Annotated in this window: 17 protein-coding genes; 13 read left to right on the top strand and 4 right to left on the bottom strand. The window is 56.4% G+C overall.

Annotation, left to right across the window (positions count from 1 at the left end; genetic code table 11):
* Nucleotides 1-105: 105 nt before the first annotated feature.
* Nucleotides 106-984 (top strand): aromatic amino acid DMT transporter YddG, encoded by an 879-nt coding sequence (gene yddG, locus KGP25_RS12400; RefSeq protein ID WP_008501732.1) that lies wholly within the window; start codon nt 106-108, stop codon nt 982-984.
* Between the two features lie 630 nt (nt 985-1,614).
* Nucleotides 1,615-2,688: a porin OmpC gene (gene ompC / locus KGP25_RS12405; protein WP_021240201.1), complete on the top strand. Its 1,074-nt coding sequence runs from the start codon at nt 1,615-1,617 to the stop codon at nt 2,686-2,688.
* A gap of 57 nt (nt 2,689-2,745) precedes the next feature.
* Here ompC and KGP25_RS12410 read toward each other — a convergent pair whose 3' ends face one another.
* Nucleotides 2,746-3,678 carry a LysR substrate-binding domain-containing protein gene (locus KGP25_RS12410; protein ID WP_045908799.1) on the bottom strand — a complete coding sequence of 311 codons (933 nt, stop codon included), beginning with the start codon at nt 3,676-3,678 and terminating at the stop codon, nt 2,746-2,748.
* A 170-nt stretch (nt 3,679-3,848) separates the two neighbouring features.
* Here KGP25_RS12410 and KGP25_RS12415 point away from each other — a divergent pair, with 170 nt between their 5' ends.
* From KGP25_RS12415 to KGP25_RS12445, 7 genes are read left to right on the top strand one after another with little or no spacing between them, the layout of a single operon-like run.
* A complete protein-coding gene (locus tag KGP25_RS12415) occupies nt 3,849-4,799 on the top strand; it encodes a branched-chain amino acid ABC transporter permease (protein WP_045908800.1) in 951 nt (316 codons plus the stop codon).
* A gap of 8 nt (nt 4,800-4,807) precedes the next feature.
* Entirely contained in the window at nt 4,808-5,914 is a 1,107-nt protein-coding gene (locus tag KGP25_RS12420; protein ID WP_223539032.1) for an ABC transporter ATP-binding protein, read from the top strand.
* Nucleotides 5,911-6,678 carry an ABC transporter ATP-binding protein gene (locus KGP25_RS12425; RefSeq protein ID WP_223539033.1) on the top strand — a complete coding sequence of 256 codons (768 nt, stop codon included), beginning with the start codon at nt 5,911-5,913 and terminating at the stop codon, nt 6,676-6,678. Before KGP25_RS12420 ends, KGP25_RS12425 begins: the two co-directional genes overlap by 4 nt.
* Nucleotides 6,671-7,390, top strand: a complete 720-nt coding sequence (locus KGP25_RS12430) for an ABC transporter ATP-binding protein (RefSeq protein WP_063621771.1) — start codon at nt 6,671-6,673, stop codon at nt 7,388-7,390. Before KGP25_RS12425 ends, KGP25_RS12430 begins: the two co-directional genes overlap by 8 nt.
* A gap of 28 nt (nt 7,391-7,418) precedes the next feature.
* Nucleotides 7,419-8,576, top strand: coding sequence for a branched-chain amino acid ABC transporter substrate-binding protein (locus tag KGP25_RS12435; protein WP_063621773.1), 1,158 nt, complete (start codon nt 7,419-7,421; stop codon nt 8,574-8,576).
* A 17-nt stretch (nt 8,577-8,593) separates the two neighbouring features.
* On the top strand, nt 8,594-9,076 hold the full coding sequence (locus KGP25_RS12440; protein ID WP_047071799.1) for an L-2-amino-thiazoline-4-carboxylic acid hydrolase: 483 nt from the start codon (nt 8,594-8,596) through the stop codon (nt 9,074-9,076).
* Entirely contained in the window at nt 9,073-10,299 is a 1,227-nt protein-coding gene (locus KGP25_RS12445) for a Zn-dependent hydrolase (protein WP_063621775.1), read from the top strand. The genes KGP25_RS12440 and KGP25_RS12445 overlap by 4 nt, the downstream gene beginning before the upstream one ends.
* A gap of 35 nt (nt 10,300-10,334) precedes the next feature.
* Here KGP25_RS12445 and KGP25_RS12450 read toward each other — a convergent pair whose 3' ends face one another.
* On the bottom strand, nt 10,335-12,218 hold the full coding sequence (locus KGP25_RS12450; RefSeq protein WP_048029934.1) for a KUP/HAK/KT family potassium transporter: 1,884 nt from the start codon (nt 12,216-12,218) through the stop codon (nt 10,335-10,337).
* A gap of 89 nt (nt 12,219-12,307) precedes the next feature.
* On the bottom strand, nt 12,308-13,795 hold the full coding sequence (locus KGP25_RS12455) for an MFS transporter (RefSeq protein WP_223539034.1): 1,488 nt from the start codon (nt 13,793-13,795) through the stop codon (nt 12,308-12,310).
* A gap of 116 nt (nt 13,796-13,911) precedes the next feature.
* Between KGP25_RS12455 and KGP25_RS12460 the strand changes: the two genes are divergently transcribed.
* Complete coding sequence (locus KGP25_RS12460; RefSeq protein WP_045908807.1) at nt 13,912-14,505, top strand: TetR family transcriptional regulator; 594 nt, start codon at nt 13,912-13,914, stop codon at nt 14,503-14,505.
* Between the two features lie 54 nt (nt 14,506-14,559).
* Here the strand turns inward: KGP25_RS12460 and nhoA are convergent, their stop codons facing one another.
* On the bottom strand, nt 14,560-15,405 hold the full coding sequence (nhoA, locus tag KGP25_RS12465; protein WP_090392472.1) for an N-hydroxyarylamine O-acetyltransferase: 846 nt from the start codon (nt 15,403-15,405) through the stop codon (nt 14,560-14,562).
* 108 nt (nt 15,406-15,513) lie between these two features.
* Between nhoA and KGP25_RS12470 the strand changes: the two genes are divergently transcribed.
* The 3 genes from KGP25_RS12470 (at nt 15,514) to KGP25_RS12480 (ending at nt 17,000) form a co-directional block, all read left to right on the top strand.
* Nucleotides 15,514-16,086, top strand: coding sequence for a flavin reductase family protein (locus KGP25_RS12470; RefSeq protein WP_090392470.1), 573 nt, complete (start codon nt 15,514-15,516; stop codon nt 16,084-16,086).
* 126 nt (nt 16,087-16,212) lie between these two features.
* Nucleotides 16,213-16,575, top strand: a complete 363-nt coding sequence (locus KGP25_RS12475) for a CHAP domain-containing protein (RefSeq protein ID WP_089600066.1) — start codon at nt 16,213-16,215, stop codon at nt 16,573-16,575.
* Complete coding sequence (locus tag KGP25_RS12480; RefSeq protein ID WP_223539035.1) at nt 16,575-17,000, top strand: DUF3828 domain-containing protein; 426 nt, start codon at nt 16,575-16,577, stop codon at nt 16,998-17,000. Before KGP25_RS12475 ends, KGP25_RS12480 begins: the two co-directional genes overlap by 1 nt.
* Nucleotides 17,001-17,012 lie beyond the last annotated feature (12 nt).

The raw sequence follows: 17,012 nt of genomic DNA on the forward strand, positions 1-17,012 counted from the left end.
ATTTCATTACCCCTTTTTGATTAACGGCTTAAGAGAATAATTCACGACAGCGACAGTCGTAATGCGATACATTTTTCCTTTGATTTTTATTGCGATGGCGAAGTAATGGACAGAAAGAGAGCAACGCTTATTGGGCTGGCGGCGATATTGTTATGGAGCACCATGGTCGGCCTTATTCGCAGCGTGAGTGAGGGACTGGGCCCGGTAGGCGGTGCAGCAATGATCTACACCCTCAGCGGATTGCTGTGCCTGGTGACGGTAGGATTTCCTGATATCAGACGGTTCTCGCCGCGGTATCTTATTGCGGGCAGCGTTTTATTTGTCAGCTACGAAATATGCCTGGCGCTGTCGCTGGGCTATGCCGCCACGCGCGCGCAGGCGATTGAAGTCGGTATGGTGAATTACCTCTGGCCGAGCCTGACGATCGTATTTGCGATTTTGTTTAACGGGCAAAAATCGACCCTGTGGGTGATCCCAGGCCTGGTCATTTCGCTGCTGGGCGTCTGCTGGGTATTGGGTGGCGAAGAGGGATTACACCTTGAAGAAATAACCCGCAATGTCGTTTCCAGCCCTCTCAGCTATGCGCTGGCGTTTGCCGGGGCCTTTATCTGGGCCGCCTACTGCACGGTCACCAGCAAATTTGCGAAAGGACAAAACGGCATCACCCTGTTTGTCTTGCTGACCGCGCTAAGTCTGTGGGTGAAATATGCCCTGAGCGATCAGCCCGACATGGTGTTTACCCTCCCGGTGGTGGTGAAGCTCGTTATGTGCGGCATTGCGCTTGGGTTTGGTTACGCCGCATGGAATATTGGTATCCTGCACGGTAACGTCACGGTGCTGGCTGCCGTGTCCTATTTTACCCCCGTACTCTCTGCTGCGCTTGCTGCCGCAGTGTTAAGCTCCCCCCTTTCATTCTCGTTCTGGCAAGGCGCGCTGATGGTCTGCGCCGGGTCGTTGCTCTGCTGGTACGCAACGCGAAAATAAGGTTTTCTCCCGTGGCCGGGGGAATATCAACCCGGCAACATAATTAACATAAATTTAAAATGTGATCGCACTTCAGAATATTTATTCTGATAACAGACAGTCTGTTTAAATTCGGTTTATATTTGCTGTTATCTGTAAAGCCCCCTGAAAGGAATTGACATAAACTGACAACGACATGAAATTAGTCAACCATCAATATTAACGCCATGGATAGCCATGACTGCAATAATTCAGATCTGACACATTTATTGAAATATGCGGAATAGCCGTCGAATATTCAGACCAACCCACTAATTTTAAAGAAAAAAAGTAATAGAACCCGCCTCAACCCCTCGAACATACCGAAATCTAACGCACGATACTAAAACCTTCAGAAATTATAGCGACAGCAATAATCCCACGCATTAAATACATATTAATCGTATAAATTCCGCTCATATTGTTTGAATATCACCCTTCCCACACGATCGAGATCACACTAATTGAAATTATCTCTAATATTTTGAAACTTATTATTGAAATAAGACTACGAGATTTTTAAGAATAGCATGCCATTGACGAACAGCCTCGTTTAGAAATCGTTCAAAGTGGTTCAGGAAATACCCAAAAAAATTATAAGGAACATTTAAGATGAAACTTAAATTAGTTGCAGTGGCAGTCACTTCCATGCTGGCAGCAGGCGTTGTTAACGCTGCCGAAATTTACAACAAAGACGGTAACAAGCTGGATCTGTACGGTAAAGTGACAGGTCTGCACTATTTCTCAGATGATACAAACAACGACGGCGACAAAACTTACGTTCGTCTGGGCTTCAAAGGCGAAACGCAGATTAACGACCAGATGACCGGTTACGGCCAGTGGGAATATGAGTTCAAGGGCAACCGCTCCGAAGCTCAGGGTTCTGACGGTAACAAAACGCGTCTGGCGTTTGCAGGTCTGAAATTCAACGAATTCGGTTCTTTCGACTATGGTCGTAACTACGGTGTTGCTTACGACGTCGGCGCATGGACTGACGTTCTGCCAGAGTTCGGCGGCGATACCTGGACCCAGACCGATGGCTTTATGACTGGCCGTACCACTGGCGTTGCAACCTACCGTAACACCGACTTCTTTGGCCTGGTTGATGGTCTGAACTTTGCAGCACAGTACCAGGGTAAAAACGACCGTACCGATATCACCGAATCCAACGGTGACGGCTGGGGTCTGTCTTCCAGCTATGAGTTTGATGGATTTGCTGCAAGTGCAGCCTACGCGAAATCTGACCGTACTGACCGTCAGGTTCGTGCTGCAAGCAACCTGAATGCAGGTGGTGAGAACGCAGAAGTATGGGCTGCAGGTCTGAAGTACGATGCCAACAACATCTACCTGGCAACCACTTACTCTGAAACCCGCAACATGACGGCATTCGGTAACGGTCACGTGGCGAACAAAGCACAGAACTTCGAAGTTGTGGCTCAGTACCAGTTCGACTTCGGTCTGCGTCCATCCATCGCTTATCTGAAATCCAAAGGTAAAGACATCGGTTCTTACGGCGACCAGGATCTGGTTGAATACGTTGACGTTGGCGCGAGCTACTACTTCAACAAAAACATGTCTACCTACGTTGATTACAAAATCAACCTTGTTGATGACAGCAAGTTCACCAAAGATGCTAAAGTGGCTACCGACAACATCGTTGCTGTAGGTCTGACCTACCAGTTCTAAGATGTTTCAGGACAAAAGGCCGGCGATTATCGCTGGCCTTTTTTCTATTCAGGGCGCTTATTCATGGCCCGCCGCCCGACGCAGCCAGGTTTGCAGCAGCTTGCCGTCCTCGGTCATCTCTGAATCTGAACGCACGCAGAGGTAATAATCGCGTCCGTCATCAATCGGTAGGTCAAAGATCTTCACCAGCTCGCCGCTCTCAAGATACGGCGCAATCAGCGGCTCACGCATTAGCGCACAGCCCAGACCAGCCTGTACGCCCGCCAGCGTCAACAGTCCGTCTTCAAACAGCGGGCCGCTGCGCCGGAGAGGACGTTTTACCCCCTGCAACAAAAACCACTGCGTCCAGCTCGTGCGCTCTTCATCGTGCAGGAGCGGCATTTGCAGCAACTGCTCAGGCGTATCGATATGGCCATGAATGCGTAAAAACGCACGGCTGCACACCGGCACCATCTGACCGGAAATCAGCTTTTCACTCTGATAGCCCGCCCACTGCCCGTTGCCAAAACGAATCGACATATCCGACGCGTCGCTCAGATAGTTACGGTGGTTGGCATACACCACGTTGATCTCGGTTTGGGGATTGGCGCGCATAAACGCAGGCAAACGTGGGATAAACCACCCCATACCAAAAAGCGGGATCAGGCTGATGGTGACCTGACGCGTTTGCGCCTGCTCCGCCAGGTGCTCCGTCGCCTGGCGCAGCACGTTAAAGGCCGCACGGATCGAGCGGTAATATTCCCGCCCGTGCTGGCTCAGCACCAGCCTGCGCCCCTGACGTTCCGTGAGCGGCATTTGCAGGTATCCTTCGAGCACCTTGAGCTGATGGCTGACGGCCGACGGAGAGATATTCAGCTCCTGTGCGGCCAGCGTGACGCTGCCCAGCCGGGCGATGGCCTCAAAGGCACGTACGGCCCGAAGCGGCGGATCGTTTGCCAGGCGGCTTTCTGCATACGCCGCCAGATTCGCCAATTGTTCTGTTTTATTCATATGTTGATTTCTTTAGGCTTTTCACCCAAAAGCAGGCATAAACTATTTTCATATAAATCATAAAGATAAAACAATATTTATTTATCATAAGAAATAATAGATGCGTATTTTACAATTTAATTCATTTATTGGATGGTAGCCGCAGAACGAGCACTTTGCGGGTACAGACGTTGGATACACTCATACAACAACTGATCAACGGTGTGATGCTGGGAAGCATCTACGCGCTGATCGCGCTGGGCTATACCATGGTGTATGGCATTTTGCGCATTATTAACTTTGCTCACGGCGATATTCTGATGGTCGGCGCGCTCAGCACGCTCTCCGCCATGAACGCTCTGAACACCACCTTCCCGCATATGCCGCTGCTGTTGCAGCTTGGCATTGCCCTGATGATTGCCATGGCCGTTTGCGCCGTGCTGGCGATGGCCGTGGAACGCTTAGCCTATCGTCGACTGCGCAACGCCCCGCGGCTCGCGCCGCTGATCTCGGGTATCGGCGTCTCCGTCCTGCTGCAAACCGTGGCGATGATTATCTGGACGCGCAACCCGCTGATGTTCCCGCAGATCCTGCCTATGGATCCGATTGCCGTGACGTCTGGAAGTGAAACGCACCCGCCCGCCATCGTGACCGTTACCGGCATTGTCACCGTGGCGCTGGCGCTGGCTGTGATGACCGGGCTCTGGCTGCTGGTGGAATACACCCGTCTGGGGCGCGGCATGCGCGCCGTGGCGGAAAACCCACGCGTGGCCACGCTGATGGGGGTTAACCCAAACGCCATCATCACCCTGACGTTTGCCATTGGCGGGGCGTTTGCCGCGCTGGCAGGCGTGATGATGGCCAGCAATTACGGTAACGCCAGCTTCTCGATGGGCTTTTTGCCTGGGATCAAGGCCTTTACCGCCGCCGTGCTGGGGGGCATTGGTAACATTCGTGGCGCCATGATTGGCGGCATCCTGCTCGGCATTATCGAAGCGCTGGGCGCAGGTTACCTGGGTGAACTGACCCATGGCGTATTTGGCAGCAACTATCAGGATGTCTTTGCCTTTATGGTGCTAATCCTGGTGTTGGTCTTCCGTCCGGCTGGCCTGCTGGGCGAGCGCGTGGCGCACAGGGCGTAAGGAATACCATGACAACACTTCAACTCCAGACCCCGGTGACGACACGCAAATTCTGGTCAGGCATGAGCCTGTTCTGCCTTGCGCTGCTGATTGCTCCCGTGATGGCCACGCAGCTTGGCGGCAACTACTGGGTGCGCGTCATCGACTTCGCCCTGCTCTACATCATGCTGGCGCTCGGGCTTAATATTGTGGTCGGCTATACCGGCCTGCTGGACATGGGCTTTATCGCCTTTTACGCGGTCGGCGCCTACCTCGCGGCACTGATGGCCTCCCCACACCTGCTGGAGGTGTTTCCGATCCTCGGCGTCTGGTTCCCGGACGGGCTACACACCTCGTATCTGCTCATTATTCCGCTGGCCGCCCTCGTCGCGGCAGTCTGCGGGATTTTACTCGGTGCTCCTACGCTCAAGCTGCGCGGGGACTACCTGGCGATAGTGACCCTCGGCTTTGGCGAAATTATCCGCATCCTGATGCGTAACCTCGACCGTCCGGTAAACATTACCAACGGCGCAAAGGGCATTACCGGGGTGGATACGTTGAACCTGTTCGGCCTGAAGTTCAGCGGCGTATACCACTGGTTTGGTTTCAAAGTGCCTGCCCTGTGGCTGTGGTACTACCTGCTGATGCTGGTCATTGTGGCGATTATTTTTGTCTGCCTGCGCCTGCAGCATTCCCGCATTGGTCGCGCCTGGCACGCCATCCGCGAGGATGAAGATGTGGCGCGCGCGATGGGCATCAACGTGCGTAACTATAAGCTGCTCGCCTTTGCGATGGGCGCCTCCTTTGGCGGCGTGGCGGGTGCGCTTTTCGGCGCGTTTCAGGGCTTTGTCTCCCCGGAATCCTTCACGTTACAGGAATCGATTGCCGTACTGGCGATGGTGGTGCTGGGCGGCATGGGGCACATTCCGGGCGTGATCCTGGGCGCGGTACTGCTTACCGCCCTGCCGGAACTGCTTCGCAGCCAGGCAGCGCCGGTTCAGCAGGCGCTGTTCGGTACGGTGCTGATTGACCCGGAAGTGCTGCGCCAGCTGTTTTACGGTCTGGCACTGGTGCTGGTCATGCTGGTACGCCCGTCCGGAATCTGGCCGGTACGCCACAAGGAGGCGAAGGTATGAGCCTGTTAACCGTACGCAACATGACAAAACGCTTCGGCGGGCTGACTGCTGTAGATGATGTTTCCTTAACCGTGAACAGAGGCGAGATCTACGGGCTGATCGGTCCCAACGGCGCGGGAAAAACCACCTGCTTTAACCTCATCACCGGCCTTTATCCGGCGGACAGCGGCGAGTTTTCGATAGCGGATAAGCCCTATTTCCCAAAACACATAGAGAAAGTGACCGCCGCCGGGATTGCGCGCACCTTCCAGAACGTGCGCCTCTTCAACGACATGTCGGTACTGGAAAACGTGATGGTGGGCCGCCACGTGCGCACCCGTAACGGCCTGTGGGCCGCGCTGAGCCGCCACAAACGCGCCCGTGAGGAAGAGAAACAGACCCGCGAACTGGCCTGGCACTGGCTGGACTATACCGGCATTGCGCAGTTCGCCCACTATCGCGCCTGCGATCTGGCCTATGGCCATCAGCGTCGCCTGGAAATCGCCCGCGCGCTGGCAACAGATCCGTTGCTGCTGGCGCTGGACGAACCCGCCGCCGGGATGAACGCGGCGGAAAAAGTGGCGCTCGGCGAGCTGCTCATCCGCATCCGCGATGACGGCAAAACCCTGCTGATGATTGAACATGACGTCAAGCTGGTGATGGGCATCTGCGACCGCCTGACGGTCCTTGATTACGGCAAAACGCTTGCCAGCGGCACGCCGGAAAACGTGCGGCGCGATCCGGCAGTGATCGCCGCCTGGCTTGGAGGCAACGCCCATGTCTGAATTACTGAAGGTAGAACGTCTGGACGTGCATTACGGCGGCATTCAGGCCGTACGCGACGTCTCCTTTACCCTGCGCGAGGGCGAACAGGCTACGCTGATCGGCGCGAACGGCGCGGGGAAAAGCTCCACCGTACGCGCCATTACCGGGCTGGAAAGCTTTAGCGGCAGTATTGAATTCAGCGGTAAAGCGGTGCGTAAACAGAGCCCAGAGACCCTGCTTCGCGACGGACTGGTGATGGTCCCGGAGGGGCGCGGGATCTTCTCCCGCATGACGGTACTGGAAAACCTGCAGATGGGCGCCTGGCTAAGGCGTGACACTGTCACCGTTAAGCGCGAGATGAACGAGATATTCGAGCGCTTCCCGCGTCTGGGCGAACGCCAGCATCAGCTTGCCGGGCTGTTGTCCGGTGGTGAGCAACAGCTGCTGGCCCTTAACCGCGCCCTGCTCAGCCGCCCGCGTCTGCTGATCCTCGACGAACCTTCGATGGGCCTTGCCCCGAAGATGGTCGAGAACATTTTTGACGTGATCGCCGGGCTGCGTGAGCGCGGTGTCGCCCTGCTGCTTATTGAACAAAACGCCCGGCTCGCGCTGGAAGTGACCGACAGCGCGTGGGTGATGGACAGCGGCAGCATTGTTCATCATGGCGAATCGACTGCGCTGCTTAACGACGACCAGATTGCACAGATTTATTTGGGCGAAATGCCCGTTTAACCACACCAGCCAACATCAGGGAAATACAATGAAAACAGTAAAAATCAGTGCGCTCAGCGCCGCTATTCTGCTCAGTAGTGTTGCCTCTACTGGAGTCTGGGCTGCCGACGGTGAAACCGTGGTCATCGGTCTGGCAGGCCCGCTGACCGGCCCATCTGCCCGTATCGGGAAAGATCTGGAGAACGGCGCGCAGCTGGCCATTGACGACATTAATAAGCAGCACCCGACTATCGGCGGCAAAGCGGTCACCTTCAAACTGCAGTCCGAAGACGATCAGTCCGACCCGCGCACCGCCGTGGCCGTCGCGCAGCGTCTGGTGGACAGCGATGTGGCGGGCGTGGTCGGCCACTGGAACACCGGCACCAGCATTCCTGCGGCCCGCATTTATCACGATGCAGGCATCGCCCAGGTGGCACCGGTCGCGACCGGTCACGCCTATACGCAACAAGGTTTTGATACCAGCTTCCGCGTGATGGGACACGACGATGACGGCGGCCAGCTCGCCGGTCAGTATGCGGTCAATACCCTGAAAGCCAAACGCATTGCGGTGATCGACGACCGCACCGCATTTGGTCAGGGGCTTGCAGACCAGTTTATTAAATCGCTGGAAGCCCAGGGCGTGAAAATTGTCGATCGTCAGTACGTGGATGACAAAACGGTCGATTTCAGCGCCGTGCTGACCGCCATCCGCAGTAAAAACGCCGATCTAATCTTCTTCGGCGGCGTCGACAGCCAGGCCGCACCGCTGGCTCGCCGCATCAAACAGCTGGGCATGAATGCCACGCTGATGGGCGCAGGCGGATTCGTCAGCCAGACGTTCCTGAAGCTGGCGCAAAAAGAAGGCGAAGGCGTTGTGGCGCTGGAGCCGGGTCTGCCCGTTGACCAGATGCCGGGTGGAAAGGCATTCGAACAGGCCTATCAGTCCCGCTACCACACCCATATCGAACTGCACGCCCCGTTCGCCTATGACGCCACCCGCGTGCTGGTTGCGGCGATGGAAAAAGCAGACTCCGTTGAGCCTTCCGAGTATCTGCCTGCCCTGCGCGCCATCAGCTATTCCGGCGTCACCGGGCAGATCGCGTTTGATAAAGAGGGCAACCTGAAATCGCCGTCGTTCACGGTCTACAAGGTTGTCGACGGCAAATGGCAGCCGCAGACCGTGCTGGGCGGCGCAAAAGCGAAGTAACGCAGCGAGGCAATGTGATGAGTGATAATAACGAGCTGGGCATTCTCGCCCGCCGCAAAATTGAAGCCGAAATTATTAAGCCAATTTATGAAATCCTGGTGCGCGAGATAGGGAAAGCCCGCGCCCAGGCGGTGATTGGCGAGGCCATTGAGCAGGCCGCGATTGACGCTGGCAAAGCGTTTGCCAGCAAAGAACCCAACGGCGCGAACATCAAGAGCTTTATCGCCCTGCAGTATCTGTGGGAGAAAGATAACGCCCTGGACGTGAAGGTGATCGACGCCGACGACCAGCAGTACAACTACAACGTGACCCGCTGTCGCTACGCCGAGATGTATCACGAGATGGGGCTGGGCGAGATTGGCCACCTGCTCTCCTGCGCGCGCGATGAAAAATTCATCGTTGGCTATGCGCCGGACGTTGAGCTAACTCGCACCACTACCATTATGCAAGGCGGTGCGTGCTGTGATTTCCGCTACCGCAGCAGCAAGGACAAGCCATGATTCGCGTCAACGCCGAACGGCTGTGGTCAACGCTTGAGATGATGGCGCAGATCGGCGGCACGCCCGCCGGTGGCGTCACCCGTCTGGCATTAAGCGAGGAAGATCGTATTGCGCGTGACCTGCTGCGCGACTGGGCGCTGGACGCAGGTTTTACCTGTGACGTCGACAGCATGGGCAATATGTTTATCCGCCGCGCGGGAAAAAACCCGCAGCTTGCCCCGGTCATGACCGGTTCACACGTGGATACCCAGCCGCTGGGGGGGAACTACGACGGGGTTTACGGCGTGCTGGCCGGGCTGGAGCTGCTGCGTACCCTCAATGACCATCACGTTGAGACGGAGCGTGACATCGTGCTGGTGAACTGGACCAACGAAGAAGGCGCGCGCTTCGCGCCAGCCATGCTCGCTTCAGGGGTCTGGACGGGGCAGTTTAGCGAAGCGTACGCCCATGCCCGCGCCGATCACGATGGTATCACTGTGGGTGAAGCGCTGGATAGCATTGGCTACCGGGGTGAAGCCCCTGCCCGCGCGTTTCCGGTTCACGCCTGCTACGAGCTGCACATCGAACAGGGACCGATTCTGGAAGACGAAGCCCTGGATATCGGGCTCGTCCGCGCGGCAATGGGCCAGCGCTGGTTTACCCTGACGCTGGACGGATTTGCCGCCCACGCGGGCACCACGCCGATGCACAGCCGCCGCGACGCGCTGACCGCCTTCGCGGAGCTGGCGCTGAAGGTGGAAGAGATTGGCTATCGGCATGCGCCGGACGGACGCGCGACGATCGGTATGGCGCAGGTTACGCCAAACTCGCGCAACGTCGTGCCGTCTCGCGTGGTATGCAGCGTGGAGTTTCGCCATCCGGCGCAGGCGGCACTGGAAGCCATGGAGGCAGCGCTGCATAAGGTAGCTGAAAGCCTGAGCCTGCGCGGCGTGTCGGCTCTCGTTGAGCGCATTTTTGACTACGCGCCCATCGCGTTTGATGCAAAATGTCTGGCTCGAACGGAGAAGGCGGTGGCAGAACTGGGCTATTCGTCAAAACCGATGGTCTCGGGTGCGGGACATGACACCTGCTATGTCAGCAACATTGCCCCTGCCAGCATGATCTTTATCCCCTGCGTGAAAGGCATCAGCCATAACGAAGCGGAAAGGATCCTCCCTGAGTGGTCCGAGAAAGGGGCGAACGTGCTGTTGCACAGCGTCCTGTCCGCGGCCCAGGAGAGCTAGAACGGCGCGAAAGCAGCCCCTGCTTTCGCGCGACGCTAGACGGCAACGCGGCGGCTGATTTCAACCACCCGATCGCTGGGAAGGTGGTAGTGGTTGATGACGTGCGTGCAGTTTCGCTTCATGAAGGCAAAAATGTGTCGTTGCCAGGCCGCCATACCGGCCCCGCCTTCGCCTGCCACAATGGTTTCATGCCCGACATACCAGGTGGCGTCGTCCGTGGCAAAAATTGCGTTAATCTCGCTGACGCCCTGCAACAAACGCGGGATGTCCGGGTGTTCCATAAAGCCATATTGCGCTACGCCGTGCCAGTAGCCCGGCGCGCGCTGCTCCACCCTGATACGCTGCTCTTCTCCGACGTAGGGCACGTTAAGAATATCAATGGTCAGCGACAACACGTCCTGCTGTAGCGCCCGGTTTCGCGCGACATGCCAGCGCATTACCGGTGGGATATTGTTCTGCGTGCGGGTCAAAAAGACGGCAGAGCCCGTCACTCTGGGCACCGTTTTTTGCTGAAGCTGGGCAAAGAACGCATCCACGCTGACGCCCTTCTCGCCCACCGACGCGGATACCGCCTGCACGCCGCGATGCCAGATCAGCATCACCGTACAAATGGCGGCGGCCATCAGCAGCGGGATGTAGCCGCCCTCAAGGACCTTAATCAGATTGGCAAATAAGAAGGTGGCATCGATCGTCAGGAAACAGAGGGCGATGATCCCGCTGCTGAACAGGCTCCAGCGCCATACTTCCCGCATAGCGACAAACAGCAGTCCTGTCGTCATCAGCATGGTTAACGACACGGCAATGCCGTACGCCGCGGCAAGCTTGTCGGAGGATTTAAAGAACACCACCAGCCCTATCGTCACCACCATCAGCAGCCAGTTTATTATCCCGATATAGATCTGACCGTAGCTTTCTGCCGCCGTCTGTTTGATGCGTAGCCGGGGTAACCAGCCGAGCTGAATCGCCTGACGCGTCATGGAAAAAGCGCCGGTAATAATCGCCTGACTGGCAATGATCGTCGCCAGTGCGGCAAGAATGATGAGCGGCACCTGCAGCGCTGGTGGACAGAGCGTATAGAATAGATTTTGTTTGCTGTCGGCACCGGCCAGAATCAATGCTGACTGACCAGCATAGTTGAGCAGCAGCGAAGGGAAGACGACGCCGTACCAGGCAAACCAGATGGGCTTTTTACCGAAATGCCCCATATCGGCGTACAGCGCCTCGGCACCCGTCACGCAGAGAAATACGCCCCCCAGGACCAGGAAGCTGGTGTACCCGTTCGAAAACAAAAACGCGATGCCGTAAGCAGGATTAAGGGCCAACAGTACCGAGGGGTGCTGAACGATCCCCCGCACGCCCAGGGCCGCAATCGCCAGGAACCACAGCGCCATCACCGGGCCAAATATCTTCCCTATGCGGGCGGTACCAAAAGGCTGGATCAGGAACAGCGCCAGCAACACCGCAACCGTGAGGGGTAAGATGTACGGCTGGGACTCCGGAATGACCATCTCCAGCCCTTCCAGGGCGGAAAGCACGGAGATGGCCGGGGTAATCGCGCCGTCACCGTATATCAACGCGGCGCCAATTAGGGCGGCAAAAATGACCCAGCGACCGCCTTTGCCTTTTTCCACCAGAAGCGACATCAGAGCCATAATGCCCCCCTCGCCATGATTATCAATTCGCATGGCGAAGGCGGCATACTTAATGGAGGTCACCAGGATGAGCGTCCAGGTAATCAGGGAGAGCAGGCCCAGGATGACGTCAGGCGTCGGGTCATGCTCAGAGAGCGAAAGCACCGTCCGGAAGGTATAAAGCGGGCTGGTGCCGATATCACCAAAAACAACACCCAGCGCGCCCCCTGCAAGCAGGGTTAACCGGGAGAGAGGTTGGGACGGTTCACTGCTGTGGCGCGGGCTCATATTTTTCAGCAAGAGTCAGATAATCCTTTAAAAAACATAGCTCATCTGCCCCGCCCGCGCCAACCGCTGCCTCTGTTTTACCGCGCGGTTTACTGCGGATTGACCTTCGCCAGGCTAAACCAGATCCCCACTGCCAACAACAGCAGCATGCCGCCCGCACTGCCCAGCGCCACGCTGTGGGAGGTAATAAACGCACTTTTCGCCGCCTCAATCAACGGCTCCGCCAGGGACGGCGTCAGATCCTGCGCCACCTTCATCGCTTCCCCAATCGATGACGAGGCTTTATCGATGAGCGAGGCATTCAGCCCCTGCGGCAGGTCAATCGACGCCGAGAAGCTGCGGGTCAACAGCAGACCAAAAATGGCGATCCCCAGCCCGGCCCCCAGCTCATAGGACATGGTTTCAATCGCCCCTGCAGCGGCGGCTTTCTCCTTCGGCGCGGCAGCCATAATGGCGGAAGTCGAGGCCAGCAGCGCGCTGGCGGCACTGAAGCCGAGCAGCACCATCAGCCCCCACGCCTGCCACTGCTGCGTGCTGAAGTCGAGCGTCGACAGGCCGATAAAGCTGACGGCGCTGAGCCCCATGCCCCCCGCCGCGACAATGCGTAGCCCCAGACGGCCCACCAGCACACCGGCAATCGGTCCGCTGAACCCGCTAGCCACCATTACCGGGAGCATAAACATGCCCGCCTCGAACGGCGTAAAACCATGGACAAACTGCAGCTCCTGGGCCATCAGCAACTCAAACCCGACCAGGGCAATCATGGCGGTCATCGCCATCACCACGCCGCTCAGAATAATGCGATGGCAGAAGAGACGCATATCGATCATCGGTACGCGGGCACGAAGCTGAATACGCACAAAGATAAACAACAGCAGCGAGCCGGTAACCAGCGCGGCGACCACCAGCCACGGCGACAGTACGCCCTTAAGCGCGGTTTTGGCGCTGTAGACCAGCAGCAAAATCGCCACAATCAGCATGATGGCATGGCTGATATTCAGCGGCTGCTCCGGGCGGCCCTGCTGACGGGGCACAAAACGCGCGGCCAGCGACACCACCACCAGCACGATCGGCACGTTGATTAAAAACACCGATCCCCAGTAAAAATGCTCCAGCAGCATACCGCCAATCAGCGGGCCAAACGCCGCCCCGCCGGAACCGACCGCCGCCCAGACGCCGAGCGCGATGTTGCGATCTTTCGCGTCGGTAAAAAGCGTGCGGATCCCTGCCAGGGTGGCCGGAATAATCATCGCCGCTCCGATCGCCAGCGAGGCGCGCGCCGAGACCAGCCATCCTGCTGAGGGGGCAAACGCAGCCGCCAGCGATGACAGGCCAAACAGCGTACTGCCGATCATCAACAGCCGTTTAAAACCGATGCGGTCACCCAGGGCGCCCATCGGCAGCACCATCCCCGCCATCACCAGCGAGTAGATATCGATGATCCACAATAATTCGTTACCGCTGGCGCCCAGCGTCATGCTCAATGTTGGCGCCGCCACGTGCAGCACCGTCGCGTCAATCGCGACCGGGATATACACCAGCACGATAATCACTAACGCTAACCACTGACGAAACATAAATTTCCTTTTCATTTTAAACCTGGACACATGTCCAGATTGCGATCCTACGTAAAGTTGAACGCGTGTCCAGCTTTTTGTTACACTCGTTTCGTTCCCATTGAGAGTGAGTAACGATGCGATATCTGAGCAAGGATGAACGGCGCGAAGCCATCTTACAGGCAGCCATGCGCGTGGCGCTGGCCGAAGGACTGGCGGCAATGACGGTACGCCGCGTTGCGGCTGAAGCCGGCGTCGCGACCGGACAGGTTCACCATCATTTTACCTCCGGCGGGGAGTTAAAATCGCTGGCCTTCGTACGGTTAATCCGCGAACTGCTGGATGCGGATGTTGCGGGTGAACAGGCCGGATGGCGGGAACAGCTTCATGCCATGCTCGGCAGCGATGACGGCAGGTTCGAGCCTTATATTCGTCTCTGGCGTGAAGCGCAGATCCTGGCCAGCCGTGATGCCGACATTAAGGGTGCCTATGTGATGACCATGGAGATGTGGCATCAGGAAACGGTGGCGCTGATTAACGCGGGAACGGAGGCCGGGGTATTTCGTCCCGGCGATCGGGCGGAAAATATCGCCTGGCGCTTGATTGGTCTGGTGTGTGGTCTTGACGGGATGTATATCTTAAACATGCCCGAAATGGATGAGGTCGCGTTTAACAATCATCTGGATAAGTTAATCACGCTCGAATTGTTTACTACCCCGTCTCAGCAGTGATGGTGCCGGGTGGCGGCTTCGCCTTACCCGGCCTACAGCCCACCTCTTTGCGCATTATTTCCCGGCCTGAGGGTGCGTATCAAAGCCCGCCATCACCGCCGTCAATTCTGCGAGTGAAAAACCGTGCTTAGGGTCGTCAACGCCCAGCCCAAAGCGTTTCTGCATCAACTGGTAAAGCGCCTCAGCATCCGGTAAGTGAACCTGCTCCTCCACGTGACCGTTCTGCCAGTGGGTAAAGTTGAAGTTGGTCAGCGTCAGCTTGCCGCCGTCCGGCAGATGGCGGCACATCAGCAGATGATGGCGGAAGTGCGACTGCGGCCAGTGCGCCGACCAGAAATTCCCCATCACGTAATCACTGAAATACTGTGTCGTCAGGTCGAAATGGTACATCGACTGCCAGTGCTCGTGGTGACGGAACTGCAGCACCCAGTCGTTACCCTCGCTCAGCAGACGATACAGGCCGTGCGGCGTTTCCTGTTCCTCACTGGCGAGCAGACGAATTGGCGCCGTCAGCGTCTGGCCGCCAAACCCCACGTCCGCAATCCAGCGCTCGCCGTTAAGCTCAACCAGCAGCAGGCGGTGCGTGCGCGGCGGCATTTGCGGCGGGCTCGCTAATACCACGCGTCCCAGCACGCTGCGTACCGTGAAGCCGACTTCACGCAATACCCGCTCAAACAGGCCGTTTTGCTCAAAGCAATATCCTCCGCGACGGGCGGTGACCAGCTTGTCGACCAGACACCGATCGTCAAGCTGGATTTCGCGCGGCAGCACAACGTCAATATTCTCAAAAGGGATCGCACAGTTATGGTGTAAATGCAGCGCGCGCAGGGTATCGATATCCACCCGTGTCGGTTGCGTCCAGCCGATGCGAGCGAAGTAGTCGGTCAGGAATGGGGACATACATCAGTTTCCTTTGATTGTGATGTTCTGTTTATAAACTAATTTTACGCACTCACTTTGATTTACGTGCTTTTTCGTCATACTCATCGTTACAGATGAGGAGATCCTATGAGCCACTTTCGCCCTGTTGAATTACGTCATGCCAGCCGTCTGCTGAACCACGGCCCTACCGTGCTGATCACCAGCCGCGATGAAAGCCTGGACAGACGTAACGTTATGGCTGCCGCATGGTCAATGCCCGTTGAGTTTGAACCGCCGCGCATCGCAATCGTGGTGGACAAAAGTACCTGGTCACGCGAGCTGATCGAACGCAGCGGGAAATTTGGCATCGTTATCCCCGGCGTGGCGGCCGCCAACTGGACTTACGCGGTCGGCAGCGTCAGCGGGCGCGATGAGGACAAATTCAACTGCTATGGGATCCCGGTGGTGAATGGCCCGGCGCTCGGCCTGCCGGTCATTGAAGAGAAATGCCTGGCGTGGATGGAATGCCGGTTATTACCCGTGACCTCCGCGGCAGAGAAATACGACACGCTGTTTGGCGAAGTGGTTTCAGCGGCAGCGGATGAACGGGCGTTTATCGCCGGACGCTGGCAGTTTGACGGGGATAAGCTCAATACTCTGCATCATCTTGGGGCCGGGACGTTTGTGGCGAGCGGGAAGATGGTGAAGGCGCTGGATTGATTGTTTAAATCATATATGGCTGAATTATATTAAATTTCTATGGCATTTTATGTTTACTCTTGCGTTGTAAAACGGAGGATATTTCCGGAGTTGCTGCATTAGCACTCTCCCGTTAAGGAAATATCAATGTCATGGAATAAAGATGGCGCAATCTCCTATGCCAAATCACACGCCCAACCGAAGAGCACCGGCTATTGTGCTCGCTACGTCACCGAAGCGATCAGAACAGGGGGAAGATTAAAAATTCCCAATACGCGTCTGGCAAAAGATATGGGGCGTACATTGGTCAACGCTGGATTCCGCCTGGTATACGATCAACCTCATGCTGGAGACGTAGCCGTTATCCAAAATATAGTGGGTCACGATAGCGGGCACGTTTGCATTTATGATGGTCAGCAGTGGATAAGCGATTTTGTACAACGCACCCTGTATCCGGGACAGGCTTACCGAAACATACAGCCTCATTACGAACTGTTCAGGCACGACTAATGAAAATACTCTGCTTTTTCCTTTTTGCCCTGTCTCCCTTCGCGGTCGCAGATAGCCTATCTTCACCAGGCCAGGCTGCGCTTAAATTCAATCAATGGTATATCGCTCAGCTGAATCAGGACAAACCGCCAGTGCTGAATCCAGACATTATGAATGAATACGTTGCCTCCGGGACAATTGATGCAATTAAGGAGATGTACTCAGGAGACAGTAACGAAAAAGACATGCCCGATGCTGATATGTTCATTAAAGCGCAGGACTGGGATGAGGACTGGGATCAGATAACCGTTCTGCATTCTGATTTTGATGCCGTTTGCACAAACGTTTATATCGCATTTGGTAAGAAACAAGATCACGTTGTAGCAGATTGTCTCGTTCAGGAAAAAGGGAAATGGAAAATTCGATCGGCCACGCTGATCAAGTAATAAACGTCTATG

Origin of the sequence: Enterobacter sp. JBIWA003 (assembly GCF_019968825.1) — a bacterium.
In the GTDB taxonomy this organism is placed as follows: domain Bacteria; phylum Pseudomonadota; class Gammaproteobacteria; order Enterobacterales; family Enterobacteriaceae; genus Enterobacter; species Enterobacter quasiroggenkampii.